Raw genomic sequence first — 24,483 nt, 5'->3', positions numbered from 1 at the left:
CAGGAGACAACGCTTGTCCGAACTCGACCTGAACGATGATCGCGATGCCTGTAAGGTCACCCATTCGTTGGTCGAAGATGCAAACTTGTGGATCTCAGCGCGCGGACGAGCGCGGCGAAGGCCGCCGAGAAGTCCGGTGTCCGGATAGTGGCCTTGGAATCGATGGCGAGCGCTTTCGCTTGCGAACGGTTCCTCTGCGAGGTGTGGCGGACCGGTCCGGACCATCCGCCGATCGCCGCGGACGTCGTCAAGGCGATGGCCGACGCCGGGAGTTACGTGGCGGGCGCGTTCGACGAAGATCGGCTTCTCGGCGCCTGTATCGGCTTGTGGGGCCCGCCCGGGCGGCCCGGGATGCACAGCCACATCGCGGGCGTCCACTCCGAGGCCCGCGGCCGCGACATCGGCTTCGCCCTCAAACTGGATCAGCGGGCGCACGTCCTCGAGAACGGCGCCGACCGGATCAGCTGGACCTTCGATCCGCTCGTCGCCCGCAACGCACACTTCAACCTGCGCAAACTCGGTGGCACGGCGGAGGAGTACCTGCCCGACTACTACGGACCGCTGTCCGACGGGCTGAACAACGACGACGAGTCGGACCGCCTCATGCTGCGCTGGGACCTGCGCGAGGAACGGGCCAGAGCCGCTTGCGACGAGGACGCCCTGCCTGATTCCGGCGGACCGGTTCCGCGGGTATTGCTGGACATCGAGGACGATCGGCCGGTTCCCCGGTCGACGAGAGGGGGAACGGTCCTGATCGCCATCCCGCCGGACATCGAGCTTCTCCGCACCCGGAAGCCGTCGATCGCGCGGGACTGGCGGCTGGCGGTCCGCGACACCCTGGGCGCGCTGCTGGCGGACGGTGCCCGGCTGACCGGCTTCGACCGGGGCGCGTGCGGCTACGTTCTCAACCGAAGCGAGGGACGATGAGGATCGAACGCGTCGCACTCCGGCGCATCGCCCTGCCGCTGGTCAGTCCGTTCCGCACTTCCCTGGGCATCGAGTACGAACGTGTCGCGCTTCTGGTGCAGGTGACCACACCGGACGGCGACGGCTGGGGAGAATGCGTCGCCGGAGCCGACGCCAGCTACTCCTCGGAGTACGTCGAGGGGGCCGAAGACGTCCTTATGCGACATCTGGTGCCGCCCTTGCTGGCCGCCGGAAACGTGACCGCGCAGACCGTCGCGCCGCTCCTCGCCGGGGTCAAAGGCCATCGGATGGCGAAGGCCGCGCTGGAGATGGCGGTCCTGGACGCCGAACTCCGCGGCCATGGCCTGTCTTTCGCGGCCGGTCTGGGCGCCACCGCCACCAGTGTCCCGAGCGGCGTTTCGGTGGGGATCATGGACTCGGTGCCGGAACTGACCGACGCCGTCGCGGGTTACCTGGCGCAGGGGTACCGGCGGATCAAACTCAAGATCGAACCCGGCTGGGACGTCGCACCGGTGCGGGCGGTCCGCGAGCGGTTCGGTGACGAGTTGCTTCTGCAGGTCGACGCGAACGCCGCCTACACCCGCGCCGACGTCCGCCACCTCGCCCGCCTCGACGACTTCGAGCTGCTGTTGATCGAGCAACCGCTCGACGAGGAGGACCTGCTCGGCCACGCGGCCCTCGCACGGGGCCTCCGCACCCCGATCTGCCTCGACGAATCCGTGGTGTCGGCCCGGTCCGCCGCCGACGCCATCGCGCTGGGTGCCTGCCGGATCGTCAACGTGAAACCCGGCCGCGTCGGCGGCTACCTCGAGGCACGCCGCATCCACGACGTCTGCGCCGCGGCCGGTGTCCCGGTGTGGTGCGGCGGAATGCTCGAAACCGGGCTGGGCCGGGCGGGCAACCTCGCGCTCGCCGCGCTGCCGAACTTCACCCTTCCCGGCGACGTCTCCGCCTCGGACCGGTACTACGAAACCGACATCACCGAACCGTTCGTCCTGCGGGACGGGAACCTGCCAGTCCCGGCGGGGCCCGGTCTCGGGGTCGCGCCGATCCCGGACGTGCTGGACGCGGTCACGACGTCGGTGCGGGAACTGAGCCGCGGATGACCACCTCGGCGAGTTTCGGCGGCGCGCCTCCCGGCGTCCAGAGGAGCCGGACTCGATCGGTCACGACGTCCTGAGCGGGCAGTTCCGTGTAGCCGCCCGTCATTCTGCCGATCGTCCGCCAGCCACCCGCCGCGTCCGCGACCTGGACGTCGGCACCCGCCCCGGCTTCCGCGGCCAGGATGACGACCTCGCCCACCGGCACAGGCGTGGCGGCCGCGACGACGAGCGCGTCACCGGATACCGGCGCCGATGCCGCCGTGTACACCGAATCCGCGTTGTTGTCCGCGGCGGCGGCGAGGTTCGATCCCACCGGGGTCCCGGTCACGGTGTACTTCGGACTGTCCGGTGTGGACACCGTGAACTCACGGACAACGACCCAGAAGGGCTGCGTGCCGGCTATCCGCACGCGCACGAACCGAGCCTGCGCGCCCTCGGGTAGGTCCGCCGAGAGCACGGGCTCGGTGACCGTCTTCACCGCCGTCCACTGCTTGCCGTCGGCGGAGTATTCGAGGACACCGTTGTGGACGAAGTCGTCCGGGCTGGTCGGTTTGCCCATCGTGATGTCGACATGGGACACCCGTTGCGCGGTGCCGAGGTCGACGCCGATGGTGTCGCCGACGCGGGGAGCCCAGTCGCTCCAGTAGTAGGTCTCGGGGTCGCCGTCGACCATCCGGGCGGGCACGTTGTCGGTGTAGGTCCCCAGTGACGTCGTCGGCTGCGGCCGGATTCCCGGCAGGCCGAACCAGCGGTCGGCCGTGGCGAGCGCGCTGTTGAGGAACGGCACGCAGACGTCCGTGCAGGTGCTCGGGTTGCGCGGCCCCCGGGCGGTTTGGACGCGGATGTCCTGCGCCTTCTCGAGCGCGGCGACGAGCTCCCGGCGTTCCGCCCACGCCTTCGCGCCGTCACCGTCGTACTGTGCCAGCAGCATTTTCACCGCGTGCCCGCCTGCTTGACCGTAGAGACCGACCTGGTCGAGCCACGGTCCGACTTCGGCGAGGAACTTCGGATTCGACGCCATGCCGCGGCGCAGGTCGTCGGGATCGGCGGCCATCGCGGTGAGATAGCGATCCAGTTTCGCGGCGGCGTCCCAAGGATCCTTCTTCTCCAGCGCGGCCCAGAACGCGGCGAGCAACGGGCGCAGTACCGGGGAATCGAGGTCCGGCTTCCCGGTGCCGAGCCGGACGAGCAGACTCGAATAGTTGTTCTCCGCGAACACCTTCAACGCCGGCGCGGACGGACCGGCGAGATCGGCGATGGCGGCGAGCCACGACTTGTCGGGGTCGTACGCCTCCGGGTTCCACAGGAAGTCACCCGAGGTGAATTCGGCGATCTTGGACGCCTCGGCCTGCACCATCGGATTCGCGGTGATCCCCGAGAGGAACTTCGCGACCCCGGGCTCGCGGCCGATGTACGGGCCGAGCAGCAGCCGTTCGGTGATGTAGTCGTTGACCGGGTAGTTGTCCCAGATGAGGATGTCGTGTCCGAAGACCTCTTTCGCCTCCCGGGCCTGCTTCTCGGTGATCTGCCCGGCGATCACGCCGACGCCGGTCCATTCGACGATCACCGCCTTGTCGAGCTGGGTGCGCAGCGCGGTCTTGTACGGCGAGTCGGCGAGGTCGTAGTACTCGGTCGGGACGGTCTGCAACCGCTCGACATCGGGATGGGTGGCGATGAAGTCCTGCTGCACCCGATTGAGCAGGAACGACTGCGCGGCACCCGCCGCCGCGCCGCCGGTGCCGAACTTCGCGGCGTCGGCGTCGCAGTTCCAGCGGGTGTAGGAGATGTCGTCGAGCGGGATCGCGAACGACCGCACCCCGATGTCCCACAGGGATTGGAACTTCGTGACCAGCGCGGCCTCGTCGGTGTCCGAGGAGTAGCACACCGAAAGACCGGGGGAGAGGGCATAGGTGAATTCGACGTGGTTCGCGGTGGCGCGGGCCACCAGCTGCGAGAGCACCGCGAGCTGCTCGGGCGGGTACTGGTCGCGCCAGCGGGCTCGCAGGAACGGGTCGTCCTTGGGGGAGTAGACGTAGATGTTCTGCTTGGTGCGGCCGTAGAAGTCCAGTTGCGCCAGCCTGTCGGCGTGTGACCACGGTGCCCCGTAGAAGCCTTCGATCACCCCGCGCAGCGGCGCCGCGGGCCAGTCGCGCATGCTGAAGGCGCGGCTCTTGCCGGACGCGAAAAGCTGCCGGAACGACTGCGCGGCGTAGAACGTGCCCGAAGTGTCCACACCGGACAGCGCGATCACGCCACGGTCGGCGGCGAGGACGTAACCCCCGCGAGGCAGGCCGTCCGGCCCCTGGACGCGGAGCGCGGCGAGCGCGAGGGCGGTCGCCCGGCTTTCGGTGGGGCCACCGACGAAGACGACGAGCCCGCCGTTGCCGCGCTCCCGGTCGACGGCGGCCCGGTCGCCGTCGGTGAGCTTGACGATGGTGCTCGCACCCGCGGCGCGGAGCACCTGATCCACGACGGCGAGCGCGGACGGATCGGTGTCCCGGCCGACGACCTCGACGACGGTGCGCGGGATGGTCACCTGTCCTGGCCGCGGCGTCGTCTGCTGGGGTGTCGGCCACACCTTCGCGAGAGGCGGGGAGTCGGCCGCCGCTGTCGCCGGTGCGGGGACGGCGACCGCCACCGCGGTCGCGAGCAGCGTCACCGGAATGAGTCGGATTACCCAACGGAAGGACATCGGCTTGCCCCCAAAGCGTCGGTTGACGACGTTCTGTGAGACAGCAAACACCCGATGTGATTACCTGGGTAGAGCGATATGGGTGATTTTCCGACAGCTGGCGCGCGTGGTGGGGCTGGGCTGGCGCCGCCGCCCGAGGCTGCAGAAGGCGATCACGTAGTCCGTGAAGGCCTCCTTCACTACCTTCAGGGTAGGCAAGGAGGCCTTCACGGACCTGCGCCCGGCTCCAGTCACAAGCAGCAGGTACCTAAACCCTTTGGCTCCAACTGTCCTTAGCGCACACGAGCGGTTCGCTACGTCCCGTCGGCCAGCGCGGCCGCGGTCTGCGTGAGATGCCGGGTCAACGCGTCTTCCGCCGCGTCGGCGTCGCGGGCCAGCGTCAGTTCCTCCAGCAGGCGGTGTTCGGCGTGATGGTCCCGGCCGGGCGCGCGGTGCGCCGCCCAGCGGCGAGCCAGTTCGCTCGCGGTCCACATCCGGTCGAAGGTCTCCAGCAGGACGGGGTTTCCGCAGCCCTCCAGCAGCGTGCGGTGAAAGACGCGGTGCGCTTCGGACCACGCCCCGCTGATGTACTCGCCCTCTTCCGGCACGAACGGCGGCGTACGGCTCAACCGGTGATGAGCGGCCCGGACGCGGGCCTCCCAATCGAGGTCGCCCCGTTCGATGGAGAGGCGCAGCACGAGCGGTTCGATGGTCCGGCGGGCCTCGGTGATCTCCTGCCAGCGGCGATCGGAGAAGGCCGGGACGGCGAAGCCCCGGTTGGGCAGCCTGTCGGCGAGGCCGTCGCCGACCACGCGCACGAGGGCCTCACGGACGACGGCGAGGCTCACGCCCTGTTCCTTGGCGAGGTCCTGCGGTTTCAGCGCGGCGCCGGGGGCGTGGTCGCCGCGCATGATCGCGTCCCGCAGGCGGGTGTACATCTGCTCGGAGAGCATCTGCTTGTCCGGCGACGGCGAAGCTGGGGGCATCGCCGAAGTATAGACGAACCGGTAGATAATCGATTATCTGTGTTATGGTCGATTCATGACCACCGTCAACGACCCCTTCGCCCGCCTGCCCGAGGCGGCTTCCTTCGTCGTCACCAGTACCTCTGTCGCCGACGGTGCTTCCTGGTCGCCCGATCAGTGGGCCGGGAAAGACGTTTCACCGCAGCTGAGCTGGAGCGGTGCCCCGCTGGGCACCAAGAGTTACGCCGTCACCGTCTACGACCCCGACGCTCCCACCGGCTCCGGTTTCTGGCACTGGGCGGTCGCCGACATCCCCGCCACCGTCACCGAGTTGCCCGAAGGCGCCGGCGACGACAGCGGATCGGGGCTGCCCGAAGGTGCCTTCCAGGTGCTCAACGACGCCCGTGTCGCCCGCTTCCTCGGCGCCGCTCCGCCTGCCGGGCACGGCGTGCACCGCTACTTCGTCGTGGTGCACGCCCTCGATGTCGAAACGCTCGGCGTCCCGGCCGACGCCACGCCCGCCTTCCTCGGCTTCACGATGGCCTCGCACGTTCTCGGCCGCGCGGTCCTGATCGCCACGGCGGAAACGCCGGGTGCCGAGCGCGTCGAGGTTTCCCGGCTGATCCCCGCATCCGCGGACGCGATCTTCGCGGTCCTGAGCGACCCGAAGGGCCACGTGGACATCGACGCCTCGGGAATGCTTCTCGACGCGGAAGGGGAGCGCGTCGAGAAGGCGGGCGACCGGTTCCGGGTCCACATGGACCGGGAAGCGCTCGGGGACGTGCCGCTCGGCAAGTACGACGTCGAGGTCGTCATCACCAAGCTCGACCCGGACGAGGAGATCGCTTGGACAGTGGAAGGCCGGATCCGCCCGCACGCCCGCCACATCTACGGCTACCGGCTGGAGCCCGTCGAGGGCGGCACTCTCGTGACGTCGTACTACGACTGGTCGGAAGTCGACGAGGAGTGGAAGGAGCGCCTCACCTTCCCCGTCGTCCCCGAGTCCGCGCTCAAGGCCACCCTCGGGATTCTCGAGCGGACTGTCCGGCGACGAAGCTGATTTCCCCCACGCGAGGACGCTGAACGCGACAGAATGTCGTCCGTGCGAACCCTTTGCGTTGCGGCTGCCCTTGTCCTGCTCGGTCTCACCGGGTGTCAGGCCGACGTTTCCGGCCGTCCCGAGCCCAATGGTGACGGATTCGTGATCAAAGACGGATCCCGGTTGCGGTTCCGGCCGGTCGTGGCCGAGCTCCCGCCGGGCCCGGCGACCGGCTCGGCGACCAACCGGCAGAGCACGGATCCCGCCGAGCAGCAGGCCGCCGCGGCGGCGCTGGACTGTGCGAAGGGGCCGGACCCCTTGGACGGCCGCGACGATCCGGCGCTTCCCCTGGTCAGCTGCGACCGCGTTCAGGGCACGAAGTACCTGCTCGGTCCGGCGTTCCTCACCGGAGCCGACCTCAGCCGGACGAACGCGCAAGTCGATCCCCGATCGGCGGGCTCGATCATCGAGCTCAGCTTCACCACCGCGGGCGCGAAGACGTGGGCCGATTGGACCGCCGCGAACGTCGGCAAACAGGTCGCGATGGTGCTCAAGAGCCGCGTTCTGACCGCGCCGACGATCCAGTCCGCCATCACCGGCGGGGAAACGCAGATCTCCGGGAAGTTCACCCTGCCCGAGGCCCGGGAGCTGGCGCGCGACATCGCCGGCGGCTGACCCCGGCGACCGCCCGGAATACGATCGGCGAGACCGACGTTTGAGCGTTCAACTACTTTGAGGAGTTGGACAATGGGTTACGAGATCCTGGGCACCCGGCAGGCGCCGTCCTTCGGCCTGGACACCTTCGGAGACGTCGAGAACGGCCCGGACGGCCAGCCGGTGAGCCAGGCCGAGGCCATCCGCCAGGTCGTGGCCGAGGGCGTGCTCGCCGACCAGGTGGGGGTGGACTACTTCGGCGTCGGCGAACACCACCGCGCGGAGATGGCGGTGTCCTCGCCGGACGTCGTGCTGGCCGCGATCGCGGGCCGGACCGAACGGATCCGGCTCGGCACCGCGGTCACGGTGCTCAGCTCGGACGACCCGGTGCGGGTGTACGAGCGGTTCGCCACGCTGGACGCCGTTTCCCGGGGACGCGCCGAGGTCACGCTCGGCCGGGGCTCCTTCACCGAGTCGTTCCCCCTGTTCGGTTATTCGCTGGAAGACTACGAAGCGCTGTTCGCCGAGAAGCTCGACCTGTTCACCCATCTGCAAGGCGAGAAGCCGGTCGACTGGACCGGGACGGTCCGTCCCGCGCTGGAGGGCGCGCAGGCCTTCCCGGTCACCGAATCGGGCAGTCTGCCCGCCTGGGTCGGAGTCGGTGGCACGCCGCAGTCGGTGGTCCGCGCGGCCGCGTACGGCCTGCCGCTGGTGATGGCGGTGATCGGCGGCTCGCCCGAGCGGTTCACGCCGCTGGCCGACCTGTACCGGCGCGCCTTGAAGGAGGCGGGCCACCAGGAACTGCCGATCTCCATGCACAGCCCGGGCCACGTCGCCGAGACCGACGAACTCGCGGTGGCGCAGCACTTCCCGCATCACCAGGCCGCCTACGCCAAGATCGGCGCCGAACGGGGCTGGGGCCCGATGTCCCGTGCCGACTACGACGCGATGGCCGGACCGCACGGCGCGTTGTTCGTCGGATCCGTGGAGACCGTCGCGCAGAAGATCGCCTGGGCCGTGCGGACCCTCGGGCTGTCGCGATTCCAGCTCAAGTACGGGGCGGGCGCGCTTCCGCACGAGCACCGGATGGACTCGATCCGCCTTTACGGCGAGCAGGTCGTTCCCCGGGTGAAGCAGTTGCTCGGCTGACCTCGAAGCCCCCGGCGGCGGACACGGATCCGTTGGCACGGAACGTATCGCGCACGCCGGGGAGCGCGTGGTTCTTCGAGCGGTATCTCCGCCGCTTCATGCGGGACATGGCGGCGGGGCTCGCCGCCGGCTCGCCCTAGTGGTGGTGCGTCAGCTCGGCGGCTTCACGGTGGAAGCCGGCGATCATCGCTTCGGTGCTCGGCGGGTTGAAGGGCTGCCCGAGCGTGCGCATGAGTGAGTTCACGCTGGGTCGGTACATTCCGGTCTTGCAGTATCGGGAGCCTTCGAAAGCGCCGACCGTGCCGCCGTCGGGGGAGGGCTTGCCGAGCCAGGTGTGCCACTTGGCGCGGCGGTCCCGCATCTGCGTCGCGGTCAGCGCGGACGCGTTGGGCTCCCGGGGTTCGCGGGTTTCGCAGGTGCCGTAGTCGTATTCGTCGGCCAGCCCGCCGATGGAGTGCCCGAGTTCGTGGGCGACGATCTGGCTGGCCTGGAGGTTGCCGCCCGAGGAAGTCGCGACGCCGCCGCCCGCGCCACCGTATTTGGTGGTGTTCGCCAGCATGATGACCTGATCGACGTCCGGCGCGGCCGCGGCGTACTGGTTCGCCTTGGTTTCGTTGACGCACAACAGCCGTTCGATGCCGCCGCACCAGAAGTAGGAGCCCAGCGCGGTGTTCTTCCGCACTCCTTGGGTCGGGTCGTTGGTGACCCCGGACTGGGCGGACACGACGTCGACCTGCCAGAGGTTGAACTGTTTGCGGTAGCTCTTGTACGGCTCGATGGCGAACAGCGCCGAAATGCTGGAGCGGACGTGCTGCGAGTACGTGCCCAGCTGCGTCGAGGTGTAGCCGTCACCGACGAAGACCAGGTCGAAGGTGGTCTCGCTGGGGCCGTTGGTTTCGATCGGCGTCACCGCCGCGGCGTTCGCGATGCGCTGCGGCGCGGCGGTTCTGTCCGAAGCCGGCCGGCTGACGTCGACCCTGGTGATGGTTCCACCGGGTTCGAAGGCCTCCATCGAAGTCGTGAATCGGGGAGCCGCCGACGCCGTCGCGGGAACGAGGCCGGTGACGAGGGTGGTGGTCAGCGCGAACATGAGACATGCGCGTCGCATGCGTACTCCTTGCGGGGAGGGAGGGGAGTAGGAAAACGATCCCGACTTTCGACGGCTTCCGGCACATCCCAAGTGGCCATAAGGTCCGCGTGATGGATGTCGAGTTACGTCATCTGCGGGTGGTGTGCGCCGTCGCGGACGCCGGCAGCATCACGCGCGCGGCGATCGGCATCGGGAGCAGTCAGCCCGCGCTGACCGCCGCCCTGCAACGGATCGAGCGCGCGTTCGGCGGAACGTTGTTCGTCCGCAGCCGGGACGGCGTCTTCCCCACGGCGTTCGGCGAATGCGTCCTCGGGCGCGCGCGGGCCGTCCTCGCCGCGGCGGACACGATGCACCAGGACGCGGCGCGCTGGCTAGTGGACGGGGAGGAACGTCCTGTCGCGCTGGGTGGGATCGGCGGTTCGATGGTCGTCGAGCTGGCGGACCGGCTCGGTGATCCCGGCCGGGCGCAAGCGGTTTCGGTGACCACCGAGTTCTCGCCCTTGAGGCTGCTGGATCTCGTGGCCGGCGGGCAGCTCGATGCCGCGGTCGTCGCCGACTACCCCGGTCACACCCTGCCCGCGGCACCGGGGGTGGCGCTGCGGCCGCTCGCCGCGCAACCGGTGTTCGTGGCGATCGCCGCGGACCATCCGGCCGCCCGCGGCGCCGAGATCGATCTCGCGGACCTCGCCGGGGAACGCTGGGTGCTCGGGCCGTCCGACGGCGCGGGCTGGCCGGAATGCTTCGAGGAAGCCTGTGCACTGGTGGGATTCCGGCCGCAGGTCGCGCACCGGAGCACGGAACTCCGGCCGCTGCAGCGGTTGATCGCGGCGGGCCGGGCGATTTCCCCGTGCCAGGTCACCTTCCCCGCCACCCCCGGGATCGCGATCCGCTCGCTCGCGGGGGATCCGCTGTGGATGCGGTACCTGATCGCCTGGAACACCGCGGGAGCCTTCGGCGGGACCAGCGACGTCTTGATCGCCGCGGCCGAGGCCGCCTACCTCTCCGACACCGACAGCAGCCACACCTACCGGCACTGGCTCGCCCGCCGCGGCGAACCCGTCACCGGACGGCGTGCCATCGGGTGACACCTGGTCGGGGAATTCCCCTTGTCGGGCAGTGGGTCCTAGCCTCGGAACCTCACCGACGAAGGGTAAGAAATTGCGTCTGCGCGCCCTGCTGGCCGCTGCTGTCCTGACCATCACCACCGCTCCGGCCGCGCTCGCCGCGCCGGACGTCGCCCACGGCACGGACGTCCCACCAGGACAATTCGGGTTCGTCGCGAAGATCGCGATGACGAAGATCCCCCGCCCGGACGGTTCGACCTACAGCAGCTACTGCACGGGCGCGCTGATCGCGCCCGGCTGGATCATCACCACCGGGCACTGCTTTCACGACGCGAACCGCAAACGTGTCTCGGGCAAGGTGCCGTATCCGACGACGGTGACGTTGGGCCTGGTCGACGAAGCGACCGAATCAGGCGTGGCCCGCAAGGCGACCGAGGTGCTGCAGGCGAAGGAGAACGACGTCGCCCTCGTCAAACTGGACACCCCGGTGAGCACGGTGGTCCCGCTGACGGTGAACCGCGTGCTCCCGAAGGTCGGCCAGCAGTTGACGCTGGCGGGCTGGGGGAGCCTGACCGCCACCAACCCCGCTCCGGCGACGCGCATGCAGCAAGGAACCGTTCAGGTGGCGACGGTCGCCCCGACGACGGTGGGCGTCCGCGGCGCGGCCCCGGCGATCACGACCAGTGCCTGCACGTACGACTCCGGCGCCCCGTACTTCGTCCCGGGAGGCAAGAGCGGTTCTTTGGTCTCGATGGAAGCCACCGGACCGAACTGCCCGCACGCCGGGATCGAGACGACCTCCCGCGCGGACGTCATCGCGGACTGGATCGCCACCCATACGGCGTAGCGGATCGTTTCGGCCGCCGGCGGAACGGGTAGCCGCGTGATCAGGAGGTACTGCGATGACGAGTGCTCGAATGACCGCGCCGCCGGCGCCGCCGAACCCGATGCCGCCGGACCCTGGAGTGCCCGATCCCGGTATTCCCGAGCCGGTGCCGGACCCGGGCAAGCCCGAACCGCTCCCGGACCCCGGGGTCCCCGAGCCGCTGCCCGAACCGGGGCCTGCACCTCAGCCGGGAACGGCCGGGCTCAGAGGCTGAACGCGAGCCAGAGCGCCAGCCAGGCGCAGGCCGCGACCGCGACGACGACCGCGAAAACCCGCAGGCCCGCGGCGGCGATCCGGAGCGACGCCGTGCCGTTGTGCTGTCGGTGGTTCCCCATGATGCCGCCCTCCTTTCAAGATCACCTTCCGCTTTCCCGGCGCTCGCCGCAGCGGGAGCGGTGTACCCGGGTGACCCCATCCGGGTGAGGGCGACCCGCGTCTAGTCCTCTTGTTGCGGTGGTTGGCGACACGAACTACCGCAACTAGAGGACTGAACGCGGGGATCAGAGCCAGCGGTTGTGGGCGGCGAAGACCCCCAGTTGGAACCGGCTGGAGACACCGGCGCGGTCCATCAGGGTTTCGAGATAGCGGAACAGCGTGCGCCTGCTGACGCCGAGTTCGGCGGCGATCTCGTCGTCCTTGCGCCCTGCGGCGAGCAGGATCAGCAGCTCCCGTTCGATCGGCCGGATCGGCTGCTCGGTCGCCTCGCCGCTCTGATCGAGGGGGAGCGCCGCGGCCCAGGAGGTTTCGAACAGCCCCTCCAACGCGGAGAAAAGACTACAGGGCCGCACGATGACGATCGACTGGTTGCGGTCGGCCTCGCGGATGGTCAGCGCGATGGTGGCCGCCCGGTCGTCGAACAGCGTGAGTTTCACCGGGAGTTCGGGCAACAGCCGTGCCTGCTCACCGGCTCGCAGGCACGGAAGGATGTTCCCGGTGAGATAGCCGGGGTCGCCCAAGGACGCTCCACTGTAGACACAACGGTAGGAGATCCCGCGCCGCAGCTGGTCTTCTTCGAGGAGATTCCGGCGGCCGCCGGTGAAATAGGGCGGGGAATCGAGACGGCGCACCTGCTGCCGCACCATGGTCGCGAGGTGCTGCAAGCGGGGAACGATGGCGTCGCCGGTGACCACTTCGAGCAGGTCCTGTGCGTGCGGCATCCCCGTATGCGCCCGCCGGAAGGCCCGGTACGCGGTCTGGACCGCGAGCCGCGCGTCGTGCAGCTCTGCCTGCCGTCGCGTGGTCAGCGCGGCCAGTGCTTCACCGGGGTTGGCGGGGAGGAACTCGGTCCCGTCCACTCCGGACGATACCGCGAGGCCGGCGTCGGCCAGTTCTTTCAGTGCCAGATGGACGGTCTCCGCGTCGCCGTCCCGCCAGGACAGTTCCTCGGCGGTCACCGGCGCGCTTTCGAGCATCCGGCGGTAGATCCGGGCGGCGGGCTCGCCGAGGCCCAGCCTGGTCAGCTGCGCGCCGAACCCGTCCGGGGGAGTCACCGATGCCACTCTGCACCTGCCTCTCAGCGGTCCGGGAGCGGTGGCGCCACCGCTCCCGGACCGGTTCACCCGAGCTAGACGCCCGACGTGTCGCGGATCCAGGTGCGGTTCGACGCGATGCTGGTGTGCGTCGAGCTGTCCACCTTGTTGCCCGCGATGTGCACGCCGACCTGCTTGCCGCCGACGAAGACCGGTCCGCCCGAGTCGCCGCCGTTGGTCAGCCCGTTGCCCCGGCGGGCCTTGATCAGTCCATTCCCGACACTGGTCACCTTCATCTGAGCGACCTTGAGGTAGCGCTGAAGATCGCCGTCTTCGTTGTAGCCCCAACCATAAACGTACTCGGTGTCACCGGTGGCGACGGAAGTGCCGAGGGACGAGTACGTCGTGCTGACCGAGCGGTCGAGCTTGAGCAGGGCGATGTCGGCACCACTGGAGGGCGTGTGGATGGCGGTCACGACGGCATAGGTCCCGGCCCGGTGATCGACGTCGCCCACACGGACCGAGTACTCGGCACCGGGTTCGTCGATGCAGTGCTGGGCGGTGAGTACCCAGCGGGCGCTGATGATCGAACCGGAGCACCACTGCTCGCCGTTCTGCTCGATCATGGCCGCCCAAGGGCCGGACTGGGCGTAGCCGCCATCGATGATGGGGGCCGCGCCGGCGGCGGGCGTGACCGTTGTGAGCCCGGCCGCGCACAGCAGTGCGGTGAGGAGAACTCGGATGCGCATGGGTGCCTTCCACTACAGGGAACTACAGAAAGGAATGGGGAAATCGACAGGGCGCCCATTGCCGGCCGTGGCGGGATCGCCAGGGGTCACCCGGCCGGATCCGATGCCGGTTTTCCCATGCTAGGCAGGCGGATACGACCGTTGATAGCGACTAAAGACGGGAGAAGGCCGCGGTGGGCGGCGTCGATCCCGGTCTGTCGGCACGAGAGTGCCGATGGCACCGATGGGTCACGGGCCGACGGCCCCGGACGTCATGAAAGGGGCTTTCCTGACGAGATTCGTCAGGAAAGCCCCTTTCATGACACTCCCGAGGGGAGCCGCGACCAGGAGGCTAAAAGCGGCGCTTCCTCGGCGGCGCGGGGTCGAGCAGCTCTTCGGCGATGAGGATCGCCCGTTCCGACAGCGTGACGGACAATCGCTCCACCGAATCGCCGATCCGGCCTGCTTCCCGGCGCACGCCGTCGCCCATGGGCGCGCTGTGCCGATCGGCGAGACCCGCGAGCCTGCTCCCGGAGACCAGGACCAGATCGGCGAGCCGCTCGCCCAGTTCCGTCAGCCGGTTCGCCGTCCTGCCCGCCCGGCGGGCCACCAGGTCTTCGGTCTCCCGTCGCAGCTCCCGGACCGCGGACCTCGACTCGACTGTCGTCCCGGTGAGTGCGGACCTCAGGGTTTTTGTCACGTCCATCAGGAATCGACCTCCACGCGGCTTGCCTGCGTTTGAGTGTACGCCCGTACTCCCGATTTATGGAATACGAGGTTCTGAGTTCCCTTGTGTCAAAGGAAACCAAGAAAATTCAGTGCACAGGTATGAGCTGACTGGGGCACGATCTCGCCCGGTGATCGACCACAGTATGGCCGAGAGGTGCGCCTGGCGTCTCCGCCTACGCAAGCAGTCGCAAAATTTCTGAAACGTGTCAACTTCTTGCATTTTGTCCCCGGGTTGTTGCATGCTCGTAACGCTCTGGCTCCCTCCCCGCTGTCTCAAAGAAGAGAAGACGCCATGACACGTATGCGCCTGTCCCGGCTCATCGCCGGTTGCCTGGTCACGGGGCTTTCCGTCGCCGGACTCTCCCTCGCTTCCGCCGCGAGCGGGCCACCCCCGGACCCCGCCGCCCCACCCGGACCGGCCGCGCTCGCCGAGGTGCCGTTGACCCGGACGGTGTCGGCGAGCAGCGCGCTGCCCGGCTATCCCGTCGCGAACGCCGTCGACGGAAACCAGGACAGCTACTGGGAATCGGCCAACAACGCGTTCCCGCAGTGGATTCAGGCCGACCTCGGGGCGGCCAAAACCCTCTCGCGGATCGCACTGAAACTGCCGTCGGGCTGGGAGGCCCGCACCCAGACGCTGACCGTGCGCGGAAGCGCCGACGGCACGGCGTTCACCGACCTCGCCGCGCCCACCGGCTACGTGTTCACCCCCGGCGCGAACACGGTCACCATCCCGCTGACGACGTCGGCCCGCTACGTGCGGTTGCAGGTCACGGCCAACACGCGCTGGCCCGCCGCGCAGCTTTCGGAGTTCGAGCTGTACGGGCCGGACACCGGTGACACCCAGGCACCGAGCGCGCCAGCGAACCTCGCGCTGACCGAACCCGCCTCCGGCCAGGTCCGGCTGACCTGGTCGGCCTCGGCCGACAACGTCGGGGTCACCGGCTACACCGTCTACCGCGACGGCACACCGGTCACCGCGATCACCGGCACCACGTTCACCGAGGCCCGGCCCGCAGGGACGCGGGCCGAGTACTTCGTGCGGGCCAAGGACGCCGCGGGCAACGAGTCCGGCGACAGCAACCACGTCGTGCGCTCCGGGACGAGCGCGGGCGCGAACCTGGCGGCGGGCAAGCCGATCGAGGCCACTTCGGTGGCACACTCGTTCGTCGCCGCCAACGCCAACGACAACAACACCGCCACCTACTGGGAATCCGCCGCCGGCCACCCGAATTCCCTGACGGTGAAACTCGGGACCGACGCGGACGTCGACTCGGTCGTGGTGAAGCTGAACCCGGACGCGATCTGGGGCGCGCGGACGCAGAACTTCGAGATCCTCGGCCGTGAGCAAGGGGCCACGGCGTTCACGTCGCTGTCGGCGCGGGCGGATCATCGCTTCGATCCGGCGGCCAACCAGAACACCGTGACCATTCCGGTCAGCGGCCGCGCGTCGGACGTGCGCCTGCAGTTCTTCGCCAACTCCGGTGCTCCCGGTGGTCAGGCCGCGGAGTTCCAGGTGATCGGCACCCCGGCGCCGAACCCGGATCTCGTCGTCACCGGCGCGACCTGGACGCCGTCGAACCCGACGGAGACCAGCCAGCTCGCCGTCTCGGCGACGGTGAAGAACGCGGGTACCGCGAACGCGGCCGCGACCAGCGTCGACGTCAGCCTCGGCGGCACCGTCGTCGGTAACGCGACTGTCGGGGCGCTCGCCGCCGGAGCGTCCACCACGGTGACCGTGAACGCGGGAACACGGCCGCAGGGCACGTACACCGTGGCCGCCACGGTCGATCCCGCGGGGACGGTGCCCGAGCAGAACGAAACCAACAACACCCACACCTCCCGACGCCGCTGGTGATCGGGCAGTCGCCGGGGCCGGACCTGGAGGTCACCGGCATCACGTCGAACCCGCCCAACCCGGCGGCCGGCGCGGCCGTGTCGTTCACCGTCGCGGTGCACAACCGCGGCACGAGTGACGCGGGCGCCTCGGTGACCCGGCTGGTCGTCGGCGGTACCACGCTGACCGGCGCCACCGGCGTGATCGCGGCGGGCGCCACCGCGAACGTCGCGATCTCGGGGACGTGGACCGCGGCCAACGGCGGGGCGACCCTCACCGCGACCGCCGACGCGACCGGCACGGTCACGGAGACCAACGAGTCCAACAACGGGCTGTCGCGGCCGATCGTGGTGGGCCGCGGCGCGGCGGTGCCGTACACCGAGTACGAGGCGGAATCCGGTCAGTACCAAGGACAATTGCTGGAGGCCGACGCGTTGCGGACGTTCGGGCACACGAACTTCGCGACCGAGTCCTCCGGCCGCAAGTCCGTGCGGCTGGCGAACCAGGGCCAGTACGTGGAGTTCACGTCGGCGAACCAGGCGAACTCGATCGTCGTGCGCAACTCCATCCCCGACGCCCCGGGCGGCGGCGGACAGGACGCGACGATCAGCCTGTACGTCAACGGTACCTTCGCGCAGAAGCTGACCCTGTCGTCGAAGCACAGCTGGCTCTACGGCAGCACCGACGATCCCGAGGGCCTGACGAACACCCCGCAGGCCAACGCTCGACGGTTGTTCGACGAGTCGCACGCGCTGCTGTCGCAGTCGTACCCGCCGGGCACGAAGTTCAAGCTGCAGCGCGACAGCGGGGACAACGCGGCGTTCTACATCGTCGACCTCATCGACCTCGAGCAGGTCGCGCCCGCGTCGGAGAAGCCGGGGAACTGCACGTCGATCACGGAGTACGGCGCGGTGCCGAACGACGGGAACGACGACTCGGCGGCGATCCAGCGCGCGGTCACCGACGACCAGAACGGCGTGATCGGCTGCGTCTGGATCCCGGCGGGGCAGTGGAGGCAGGAGAAGAAGATCCTGACCGACGACCCGAACGTGCCCAACGGCGGCGGCCAGTACAACCAGATCGGCATCTCCAACGTGACGATCCGCGGCGCCGGGATGTGGCATTCGCAGCTGTACTCGCTGATCGAGCCGCAGAACGCGGGCGGCATCAACCACCCGCACGAAGGCAACTTCGGCTTCGACATCGACAAGAACACCCAGATCTCCGACATCGCCATCTTCGGTTCCGGCCGGATCCGCGGCGGGGACGGCAACGCCGAGGGTGGAGTCGGTCTCAACGGCCGGTTCGGCACCGGCACGAAGATCTCGAACGTCTGGATCGAGCACGCGAACGTCGGGGTGTGGGTCGGCCGGGACTACAGCAACCTGCCGTCACTCTGGGGTCCGGGCGACGGCCTGGAGTTCAGCGGCATGCGCGTCCGGAACACCTACGCCGACGGGATCAACTTCACCAACGGCACCCGGAACTCGAAGGTGTTCAACTCGTCGTTCCGCACCACCGGTGACGACTCGCTGGCGGTGTGGGCGAACCAGTACGTGAAGGACACGTCGCAGGACATCGCGCACGACAACGTGTTCGCCAACAACACGATCCAGCTTCCGTGGCGTGCCAACGGGATCGCGGTCTACGGCGGCTACGGCAACAAGATCGAGAACAACATCGTCCTCGACACGATGAACTATCCGGGCATCATGCTGGCGACGGATCACGATCCGCTGCCGTTCTCCGGGCAGACCCTCATCGCGAACAACGCCCTGTACCGCTGCGGCGGGGTGTTCTGGGGCGAGCAGCAGGAGTTCGGGGCGATCACGTTCTTCGCGCAGGGCAAGGACATTCCCGGCGTGGTCCTGCGGGACACCGAGATCCACGACTCGACCTACGACGGTGTCCAGTTCAAGACCGGCGGCGGTGTCGTGACGGCGGCTGTCACAGGCGTCAAGATCGACAAGTCGAACAACGGGGCCGGCATCCTCGCGATGAGCGGCGCCCGCGGCAGCGCGACGCTGACGAACGTGACGATCACGAATTCGGCGACGGGCGACGTCGTCCGCGAGCCTGGTTCGCAGTTCGTGATCAACGGCGGGCCGGTGCCCGCGGTGGTCTCGTCGGGCCGTCGCGGCACGCGGTAACCCACGGACGCGGGACGGGGCCGGGGTGGGCGACCACTCCGGCCCCGTTCAGTTCCGCGGGCTCAACCCCGCCACCGTCAGCCGGAACAGCCGGTCCGCCCGCGCGGCCGGATCGGGATGGTGCTCGGTGGCCAGGACGATGCCGACGATGACGGCGATCAGGTCTCCGACGGTGACCTCCGGTGCCACCACGCCGTCTCCTGCGGCCCGGCGCAGAAGCGGTTCGCCCGCGTTTTCCAGCGCCGACGAGCAGGAATTTTCGTGCACCGGGCCGTCATAGGCGAGCGCGGCCGCCAACCCCCGGGCGGAGACGCAGTAGGCGACGACCTCGTCGAGCCACTCCATGAGCGAGGCCCTGCTGTCGCCCTTGCCGGTCAGTTCGGCGGCGCGGGCGCACAGTGCCTCGATCCGGTGCGCGGACACCGCCTCCAGCAGGGCGCGGCGAGTGGGGAAGTGGCGGCGGACCGTCGCCGAACCGACGTTCGCGGTGCGGGCGATCTGTTCCAGTGAGGCCCCGGCGCCGTGCGCGGCGACCTCCTCCTCGGCGACCGCGAGGATGCGCGCGTAGTTGCGCCGCGCGTCGGCGCGCTGTCCGTCGGACATGCCTTCACCTCGTTGGTTGCGTAAGTGGCGGGGCCCGCCATATCGTAGCGGACGATAAGTGGCGGACCCCGCCACTTACGTTCGCGAAGGAGCGACCATGTCCGCAGAACCCGTTCTGGTCACCGGCGCCACCGGCAGGCAGGGTGGCGCGACCGCCCGTGCCTTGCTCGCGGCGGGCGTCCCCGTTCGTGCCCTGGTGCGCGACCCGGCCAGGGCCGGATCCATCGAAGCGCTCGGCGCCGAGCTCGTTGTCGGCGATCTCCACGACATCGATTCCCTGGTCCGGGCCGCCAAGGGCGCTCGCGCCGTGTTCTCCGTGCAGATGCCCGGCATGAATGCGGAAGGCTTCGACTTCGCCGGGGAAGTGACCCAGGGAGCCAACCTCGTCGAGGCCGCGAAAGCCGCCGGAGTGCCGCAGTTCGTGCATGCGTCCGTTTCCGGTGCGGGGCAGCACATCGAAGCTGCCGGCTGGGCCGAGGGGCACTGGGCGTCGATGGAGCCCACGCTCGGTGCCAAGGCCGCGATCCAGGACCGGGTCCGGACGGCGGGCTTCGCGCGGTGGACCTTGCTCAAACCGGGGTTCTTCATGGAGAACTTCCTGCCGTCCATGAAGTTCCTGTTCCCGCGAGGCATCGACGGTGGTCTGGTGAGTGTCATCAAGCCGGAGACCCGCCTCTCGCTGGCTGCGGTGGACGACATCGGCACCGCGGCCGCGGCGGCGATCGCCGAGCCGGAGCGTTTCGACGGCGTCGAACTGGAGCTGGCGAGCGACTTCCTGTCGATGCGGGAAATCGCCGAGATCCTCTCCCGGACTTCCGGTACGCGACTGTCCGCGCCGGACATGACGGTGGAGCAGGCGCTCGCCGCCGGAATGCCGTCGATGGGCGCTTCGCACGAGTGGCTGAACGTCGTCGGGCAGCCGGGGCGCCCGGAATACGCGAAGGAACTGGGGCTTCCGCTCACCGGCTTCGACGAGTGGGCGCGGAAATACCTGCGTCCCGGGGCCTGACCTGTGTGATCGTCGGGGCATGTCCATCGAGCCTCTTCTGGATCACCTCGACCGCGAGAATCCCGGCGACGTCATCGGGTCCTATCTCTACGGTTCCGCCGTGGCCGGCGGACTCCGGCCGGACAGCGACGTCGATCTGCTGCTGGTCACTCGCAGGTCGCTCACCGGTCCGGAACGGGCGAGTCTGGTCTCGCTGCTGTTGGGTGTCTCGGGCTGGCGTGGTCACGCCACACGCTTTCCCGAAGTCGCGGATCGCCGTCCGATCGAGCTGACCGTTCTGGTGGCGGGCGACCGGTTTCGTCGCGATTTCCAGTACGGCGAGTGGCTTCGCGAAGACTTCGTGGCCGGTCGCCTTCCCGAGCCCGCCGAGGATCCCGACGTCGTGATCCTCGTTGCCACCGCTCATGCGGCACATCGGGTCCTGCGAGGTCCGGCACTCGCCGAAGTGCTCGAACCCGTTGCGGGCGACGAGCTGCGACAGTCGGTCCGTGTCGTCGTCCCCGGCCTGATCGAGGAGATCGACGGCGACGAACGCAACGTCCTGCTCACCCTCGCCCGGGTCCTCGTGACCCTGGAAACTGGTGAGGTCGTGACCAAAGACGCCGCGGCGGCCGCTGTCGCGCCGACGCTCGACGGCGTGGATCGCGAGTTGCTGGAGCTCGCGCGAGCGGGCTACCTGGGTCTCGTCCAGGACGACTGGGCCGGGCTGAGGACGGAGGCGGCCTCGCTCGCACACCTTCTCGCGGGCCGGGCGAGGGGCGTTTGACAAAGCGGAACGGTGCTCCGTATGTTTGTGGAACATCGTTCCGCTTAGTCTTCGGTTAAGGACCAGTCATGAGCTTTTCGACCACCGCATCCGTCCTGTCGGTCAGCCCGGTGGTGCTGCCCACGCCGGATCGCGCCGTGGATCTGCAGGTCAAGGTCTCCGTGCCGGTGACAGGAGGCGAACTGCCGATCATCCTGTTGTCGCACGGCCAGGGGCCTTCGAACCATCTGTCGTCACTGAACGGCTATGCCCCGCTCGTGAATTTCTGGGCGGCACGCGGGTTCGCGGTCCTGCAGCCCACTCATCTCAGCTCCAGGACGCTGAACCTGGACTCCGGAGACCCCGAAGCGCCGCTGTACTACCGGTCGCGCGTCGAGGACATGATCCGCATCCTCGACCGGCTCGACGAGATCGAGGCGGCCGTGCCGCACCTTCGCGGACGCCTGGACCGGGGCAAGATCGCCGTGGCCGGGCACTCGATGGGCGGCCACACCGCGAGCCTGCTGCTCGGCGCGCGATACACCGAGCCTCGCGACGGAACGGAGGTGAACCTGGCCGATCCCCGTGTCTCCGCCGGAGCTCTGCTCGCCGCGCCCGGACGCGGTGGCGACGCCGTCACCGGGTTCGTGGCGGAGAACTACTCCTTCTTCCTGAGTACGGACTTCTCCGCGATGACGACGCCCGCGCTCGTGGTCGCCGGTGACAAGGACGCGTCCGCCCATCTGACGGTGCGCGGTCCGGAATGGCACGCCGATCCGTACTTCCTTTCGCCGGGGCGCAAGACCTTGCTCACCGTGTTCGGCGCGGAACACGGGCTCGGCGGGATCTCCGGCTACGACGTCGCCGAGACGACCGACGAGAATCCGGAACGGGTGGCCGCGGTGCAAAGGCTCACGTGGGCTTACCTTCGCAGTGAGCTCTACCCCGGCGATTCCGCTTGGCGGGAGGCGTCCGCCGAATTGACCGGCGGCTCCGACGCGGTCGGGCGAGTCGACGTCAGGTATTGAGGGGGAAGAGTAAAGGGGCGTGCCTGGTCGGGTTGGTCGTGAGTGGCGTTTCGGGTTCTAACCCGAAACGCCACTCACGACCACCTGTACCGAAGGTCCCCTCAGGCCGATCGACCGAGGAAGGCCAGGAACCGGGTCTGCTGGTCGGCACCCGGCGCCGGTTTCACCTTGGGGCCGAAGGTGTCCGGCGTGCGGCTGATGATCAACCGGGCGAGGGAGAACGACGGTGCGACGATGTCGGCCTCCATGGTCACCTTGACGCCGAGCGCCGAGCCGACGTCCCAGGTGTGGACCAGGGTGTCGAAGGTCAGCAACGCCAGGTAGTCCGTGACCGTCACGCCGGGACGGTTGGCCACGTACCACGCCGGGGCGGGCCGGGTGAGGACGTCGCCGGTGAGGAGGGCGGCCGTTGCCTCGCGGGTCTCGCGCCACCCGGCCAGCGGGTCTTCCCCCGCCAGTTCGCCAGGTTTCTCGGAGCCCGCCGGGCCGTTGTGGGGCGCGTACTCCTCGCCCGCCAGGTGGTGGCGCAGGACTTCCAGGCCCCAGATGACGTGGCCCACCACGTCACGGACCGTCCAGTGTTCGCACGCCGACGCCGAGTTCCATCGCTCCGGTGACACGGCGGCGAGCACGGCCTCGAAGGCGTCTTGTGTCCGCCGGTAGCGGTCCAAGGTCTCGTCGGTTTCCATGGGTTCCTTACTTCAACGTCGCGTTGACGGCGTCCGTCAGCTGTTCGGCACCCGGTATCAAGGCCTTGTCGAGCGCGAGGGCGTACGGGATGACCGTGCCGTCCGGCCTGCAGACCCGCCTCGGCGGCGCCACCAGGTCGAATTCTTCGGCCGCCGTCGCGACGATCTCCGCGCCCAGTCCGCACATCCGGTTCGAATCGTCGATCACGACGAGGCGCCCGGTCTTGTTGACCGATTTGCGCAGGCAGTCCCAGTCGAAGGGGTACACCGTCCGCGGGTCGACGATCTCGATGTCCACCCGGTGGCTGAGGCTCTCGGCGACCTCGATCGCCGTGCCGACGTGCTGTCCCACCGCGACGATCGTCAGGTCGCCGCCCTCGCGGACGACGTTCGCCTCGCCCAGCGGCACGATCTCGTCTTCGCCCCCGTAGGCCGGATCCGTCGCCCCCAGCAGCGGAGAAGGAGCGAACACCGCCACCGGGTCGGGGTCCTGGATCGCCGACCGCAGCAGCCCGTAGGCGTCCGACGGCAGTCCGGGGACCACCGTCTTGATCCCCGCGTGCGCGAGCAGGCTGTACGGGTTGTCCGAATGCTGGCCCGCCCAGCCGAACCTCGAACCCGATCCCGACACGAGATAGGTGACCGGGATCTGCACCTGCCCGCCGGTCATCAGCGAGAACTTGTGCGCCTGGTTCACGATCTGCTCGAAGACCAGGTAGATCAGCGAGGAGATCTGGAACTCGATCACCGGCTTCTTCCCGAGCATCGCCGCGCCGGTCCCGAAGCTGGTGAAAGCCTGTTCCGACAACGGGGTGTCCAGCACTCGTTCCGGGCCGAACCTGGGCAGCAGCCCCGAAGTGACCCCGCTCGCGCCGACGCCCACGTCTTCCCCGAGCAGGAAGACGTCCTCGTCCGCCGCCATTTCGGCGTGCAGGGCGAGATTCATCGCGTGCATGTAACCGAAGTTCTCCGGTGAGGGCAGCTCGCTCACAGGATCACCCCCGGCCGGACGGCGGTGGATCCCGCGTACAGGTACATCAGCGCGTCCTTCGGGTCGGGCGACGGCGCGTTCTTCGCGAACTCGACCGCGTCGTCGATCTGGATCTTGATGGCTTCGTCGATTTCGGCGACGACGTCGTCGCCCAGTTTCCCGCCCAGTAAGGGAATCGGATCCCGCTCGCGCCACTGGGCCACTTCGTCGCGATCGCGGAACTCGACACCCAGCAGTTCGAGTACGGAGTGATGTCCGAAGAACCGGTAGGTCGCGCATTCCAGGAAAGCGGGCCCTTGACCGGTGCGGCAGTGCTCGATCAGTTCCTCGGTCGCGGTAGCCACCGCCTCGACGTCCATGCCGTCGACGGTGCGCGCGACCATCCCGAATCCTTCGGCGCGGCGGGCCGCGTTGCCCGCGAGCCCCGATTCGAGTTTCAGGCTCGTCGCGTACATGTTGTTCTCGCAGACGAACAACACCGGCAGAGACCAGATCGAGGCGAGGTTGAACGCTTCCAGCAGGACACCCTGGCTCATCGCGCCATCGCCGAAGAAGCTGACGACGACCTGCGAGTTCCCGCGTGCCTTGGCCGCCCACGCCGCGCCGGAGGCGATCGCTCCGCCGGCGCCGACGATTCCGTTGGCGCCCAGGATGCCCAGCTTCATGTCCGCGGCGTGCATCGATCCACCGCGGCCCTTGTTGAAGCCTTCGAGAGTGCCGAGGAGCTCGGCGAGCAGGCGGCGGGGGTCCGCGCCCTTCGCCAGCACGTGCCCGTGTCCCCGGTGGGTGCTGGTGATGTAGTCCTCGTCCGTCAGGTTCGAACAGACGCCCACGGCGACGGCTTCCTGCCCGATGTACGGGTGGATACCGCCGTCGATCTCGCCGTCGATCGCCATCGCCAGGCAGCGTTCTTCGAACTCTCGGATCAGTTTCATGGACCGGTACAGGGCCATCTGG

Annotated in this window: 24 protein-coding genes; 13 read left to right on the top strand and 11 right to left on the bottom strand. The window is 68.9% G+C overall.

Features of this window, described 5'->3' with window-relative positions; translation table 11 throughout:
* Positions 1-87: 87 nt before the first annotated feature.
* Both ACLJRM_RS39395 and menC read left to right on the top strand, forming a co-directional pair.
* On the top strand, positions 88-927 hold the full coding sequence (locus ACLJRM_RS39395; protein WP_410665947.1) for a hypothetical protein: 840 nt from the start codon (positions 88-90) through the stop codon (positions 925-927).
* Entirely contained in the window at positions 924-2,033 is a 1,110-nt protein-coding gene (gene menC / locus ACLJRM_RS39390; RefSeq protein WP_410665946.1) for an o-succinylbenzoate synthase, read from the top strand. Before ACLJRM_RS39395 ends, menC begins: the two co-directional genes overlap by 4 nt.
* Here the strand turns inward: menC and ACLJRM_RS39385 are convergent.
* Positions 1,999-4,689: a beta-N-acetylglucosaminidase domain-containing protein gene (locus ACLJRM_RS39385; RefSeq protein WP_410665945.1), complete on the bottom strand. Its 2,691-nt coding sequence runs from the start codon at positions 4,687-4,689 to the stop codon at positions 1,999-2,001. The two genes, menC and ACLJRM_RS39385, sit on opposite strands and share 35 nt — an antisense overlap.
* A gap of 326 nt (positions 4,690-5,015) precedes the next feature.
* Positions 5,016-5,654, bottom strand: coding sequence for a GntR family transcriptional regulator (locus ACLJRM_RS39380; protein WP_410665989.1), 639 nt, complete (start codon positions 5,652-5,654; stop codon positions 5,016-5,018).
* A gap of 88 nt (positions 5,655-5,742) precedes the next feature.
* Between ACLJRM_RS39380 and ACLJRM_RS39375 the strand changes: the two genes are divergently transcribed.
* The 3 genes from ACLJRM_RS39375 (at position 5,743) to ACLJRM_RS39365 (ending at position 8,508) form a co-directional block, all read left to right on the top strand.
* A complete protein-coding gene (locus tag ACLJRM_RS39375; protein ID WP_410665944.1) occupies positions 5,743-6,726 on the top strand; it encodes a YbhB/YbcL family Raf kinase inhibitor-like protein in 984 nt (327 codons plus the stop codon).
* 141 nt (positions 6,727-6,867) lie between these two features.
* Positions 6,868-7,380 (top strand): SecDF P1 head subdomain-containing protein, encoded by a 513-nt coding sequence (locus tag ACLJRM_RS39370; protein WP_410665943.1) that lies wholly within the window; start codon positions 6,868-6,870, stop codon positions 7,378-7,380.
* Positions 7,381-7,452: 72 nt separating this feature from the next.
* Positions 7,453-8,508: an LLM class flavin-dependent oxidoreductase gene (locus tag ACLJRM_RS39365; protein WP_410665942.1), complete on the top strand. Its 1,056-nt coding sequence runs from the start codon at positions 7,453-7,455 to the stop codon at positions 8,506-8,508.
* 136 nt (positions 8,509-8,644) lie between these two features.
* Here ACLJRM_RS39365 and ACLJRM_RS39360 read toward each other — a convergent pair whose 3' ends face one another.
* On the bottom strand, positions 8,645-9,616 hold the full coding sequence (locus tag ACLJRM_RS39360) for a M64 family metallopeptidase (protein WP_410665941.1): 972 nt from the start codon (positions 9,614-9,616) through the stop codon (positions 8,645-8,647).
* A 92-nt stretch (positions 9,617-9,708) separates the two neighbouring features.
* On the opposite strand from ACLJRM_RS39360, the gene ACLJRM_RS39355 reads away from it, so the two are divergent.
* The 3 genes from ACLJRM_RS39355 (at position 9,709) to ACLJRM_RS39345 (ending at position 11,762) form a co-directional block, all read left to right on the top strand.
* Positions 9,709-10,683, top strand: coding sequence for a LysR family transcriptional regulator (locus tag ACLJRM_RS39355; RefSeq protein WP_101608440.1), 975 nt, complete (start codon positions 9,709-9,711; stop codon positions 10,681-10,683).
* A 73-nt stretch (positions 10,684-10,756) separates the two neighbouring features.
* Positions 10,757-11,509 (top strand): S1 family peptidase, encoded by a 753-nt coding sequence (locus ACLJRM_RS39350; protein ID WP_101608439.1) that lies wholly within the window; start codon positions 10,757-10,759, stop codon positions 11,507-11,509.
* 55 nt (positions 11,510-11,564) lie between these two features.
* Positions 11,565-11,762: a hypothetical protein gene (locus ACLJRM_RS39345; RefSeq protein ID WP_410665940.1), complete on the top strand. Its 198-nt coding sequence runs from the start codon at positions 11,565-11,567 to the stop codon at positions 11,760-11,762.
* Here ACLJRM_RS39345 and ACLJRM_RS39340 read toward each other — a convergent pair.
* The 4 genes from ACLJRM_RS39340 to ACLJRM_RS39325 form a co-directional block, all read right to left on the bottom strand.
* Positions 11,752-11,883: a hypothetical protein gene (locus tag ACLJRM_RS39340; RefSeq protein WP_255414881.1), complete on the bottom strand. Its 132-nt coding sequence runs from the start codon at positions 11,881-11,883 to the stop codon at positions 11,752-11,754. The genes ACLJRM_RS39345 and ACLJRM_RS39340 overlap by 11 nt on opposite strands.
* Positions 11,884-12,048: 165 nt before the next feature.
* Positions 12,049-13,038, bottom strand: a complete 990-nt coding sequence (locus tag ACLJRM_RS39335) for a helix-turn-helix transcriptional regulator (RefSeq protein ID WP_233223137.1) — start codon at positions 13,036-13,038, stop codon at positions 12,049-12,051.
* A 74-nt stretch (positions 13,039-13,112) separates the two neighbouring features.
* On the bottom strand, positions 13,113-13,766 hold the full coding sequence (locus ACLJRM_RS39330; RefSeq protein WP_101608437.1) for a S1 family peptidase: 654 nt from the start codon (positions 13,764-13,766) through the stop codon (positions 13,113-13,115).
* A 331-nt stretch (positions 13,767-14,097) separates the two neighbouring features.
* Positions 14,098-14,451, bottom strand: coding sequence for a hypothetical protein (locus tag ACLJRM_RS39325; RefSeq protein WP_101608436.1), 354 nt, complete (start codon positions 14,449-14,451; stop codon positions 14,098-14,100).
* 315 nt (positions 14,452-14,766) lie between these two features.
* Between ACLJRM_RS39325 and ACLJRM_RS39320 the strand changes: the two genes are divergently transcribed.
* Together ACLJRM_RS39320 and ACLJRM_RS39315 are read left to right on the top strand one after the other, a co-directional pair.
* Positions 14,767-16,332, top strand: a complete 1,566-nt coding sequence (locus ACLJRM_RS39320) for a discoidin domain-containing protein (RefSeq protein WP_410665939.1) — start codon at positions 14,767-14,769, stop codon at positions 16,330-16,332.
* Entirely contained in the window at positions 16,329-18,461 is a 2,133-nt protein-coding gene (locus ACLJRM_RS39315; protein WP_410665938.1) for a CARDB domain-containing protein, read from the top strand. Before ACLJRM_RS39320 ends, ACLJRM_RS39315 begins: the two co-directional genes overlap by 4 nt.
* A gap of 48 nt (positions 18,462-18,509) precedes the next feature.
* Here the strand turns inward: ACLJRM_RS39315 and ACLJRM_RS39310 are convergent, their stop codons facing one another.
* Positions 18,510-19,064 carry a TetR/AcrR family transcriptional regulator gene (locus tag ACLJRM_RS39310; protein WP_101608434.1) on the bottom strand — a complete coding sequence of 185 codons (555 nt, stop codon included), beginning with the start codon at positions 19,062-19,064 and terminating at the stop codon, positions 18,510-18,512.
* 97 nt (positions 19,065-19,161) lie between these two features.
* Here ACLJRM_RS39310 and ACLJRM_RS39305 point away from each other — a divergent pair, with 97 nt between their 5' ends.
* The 3 genes from ACLJRM_RS39305 (at position 19,162) to ACLJRM_RS39295 (ending at position 21,846) form a co-directional block, all read left to right on the top strand.
* Positions 19,162-20,073 carry an NmrA family NAD(P)-binding protein gene (locus ACLJRM_RS39305; RefSeq protein ID WP_410665937.1) on the top strand — a complete coding sequence of 304 codons (912 nt, stop codon included), beginning with the start codon at positions 19,162-19,164 and terminating at the stop codon, positions 20,071-20,073.
* Positions 20,074-20,092: 19 nt separating this feature from the next.
* Positions 20,093-20,839, top strand: a complete 747-nt coding sequence (locus ACLJRM_RS39300; RefSeq protein ID WP_410665936.1) for an aminoglycoside adenylyltransferase domain-containing protein — start codon at positions 20,093-20,095, stop codon at positions 20,837-20,839.
* Positions 20,840-20,907: 68 nt separating this feature from the next.
* The gene (locus ACLJRM_RS39295) at positions 20,908-21,846 is read left to right on the top strand and encodes an alpha/beta hydrolase family protein (protein WP_410665935.1); all 939 of its coding nucleotides are present in this window, start codon (positions 20,908-20,910) and stop codon (positions 21,844-21,846) included.
* Between the two features lie 101 nt (positions 21,847-21,947).
* Here the strand turns inward: ACLJRM_RS39295 and ACLJRM_RS39290 are convergent, their stop codons facing one another.
* Genes ACLJRM_RS39290 through ACLJRM_RS39280 form a run of 3 tightly spaced genes read right to left on the bottom strand, consistent with a single transcriptional unit; the run spans position 21,948 to position 24,461 of the window.
* Positions 21,948-22,535, bottom strand: a complete 588-nt coding sequence (locus tag ACLJRM_RS39290) for a TIGR03086 family metal-binding protein (RefSeq protein WP_410665934.1) — start codon at positions 22,533-22,535, stop codon at positions 21,948-21,950.
* A 7-nt stretch (positions 22,536-22,542) separates the two neighbouring features.
* A complete protein-coding gene (locus tag ACLJRM_RS39285) occupies positions 22,543-23,526 on the bottom strand; it encodes an alpha-ketoacid dehydrogenase subunit beta (RefSeq protein WP_199192901.1) in 984 nt (327 codons plus the stop codon).
* On the bottom strand, positions 23,523-24,461 hold the full coding sequence (locus ACLJRM_RS39280; protein WP_410665933.1) for a thiamine pyrophosphate-dependent dehydrogenase E1 component subunit alpha: 939 nt from the start codon (positions 24,459-24,461) through the stop codon (positions 23,523-23,525). The genes ACLJRM_RS39285 and ACLJRM_RS39280 overlap by 4 nt, the downstream gene beginning before the upstream one ends.
* Positions 24,462-24,483 lie beyond the last annotated feature (22 nt).

Origin of the sequence: Amycolatopsis sp. lyj-84 (genome assembly GCF_046549075.1) — a bacterium.
In the GTDB taxonomy this organism is placed as follows: domain Bacteria; phylum Actinomycetota; class Actinomycetes; order Mycobacteriales; family Pseudonocardiaceae; genus Amycolatopsis.
This window is presented reverse-complemented; position numbering and strand designations above follow the sequence as displayed.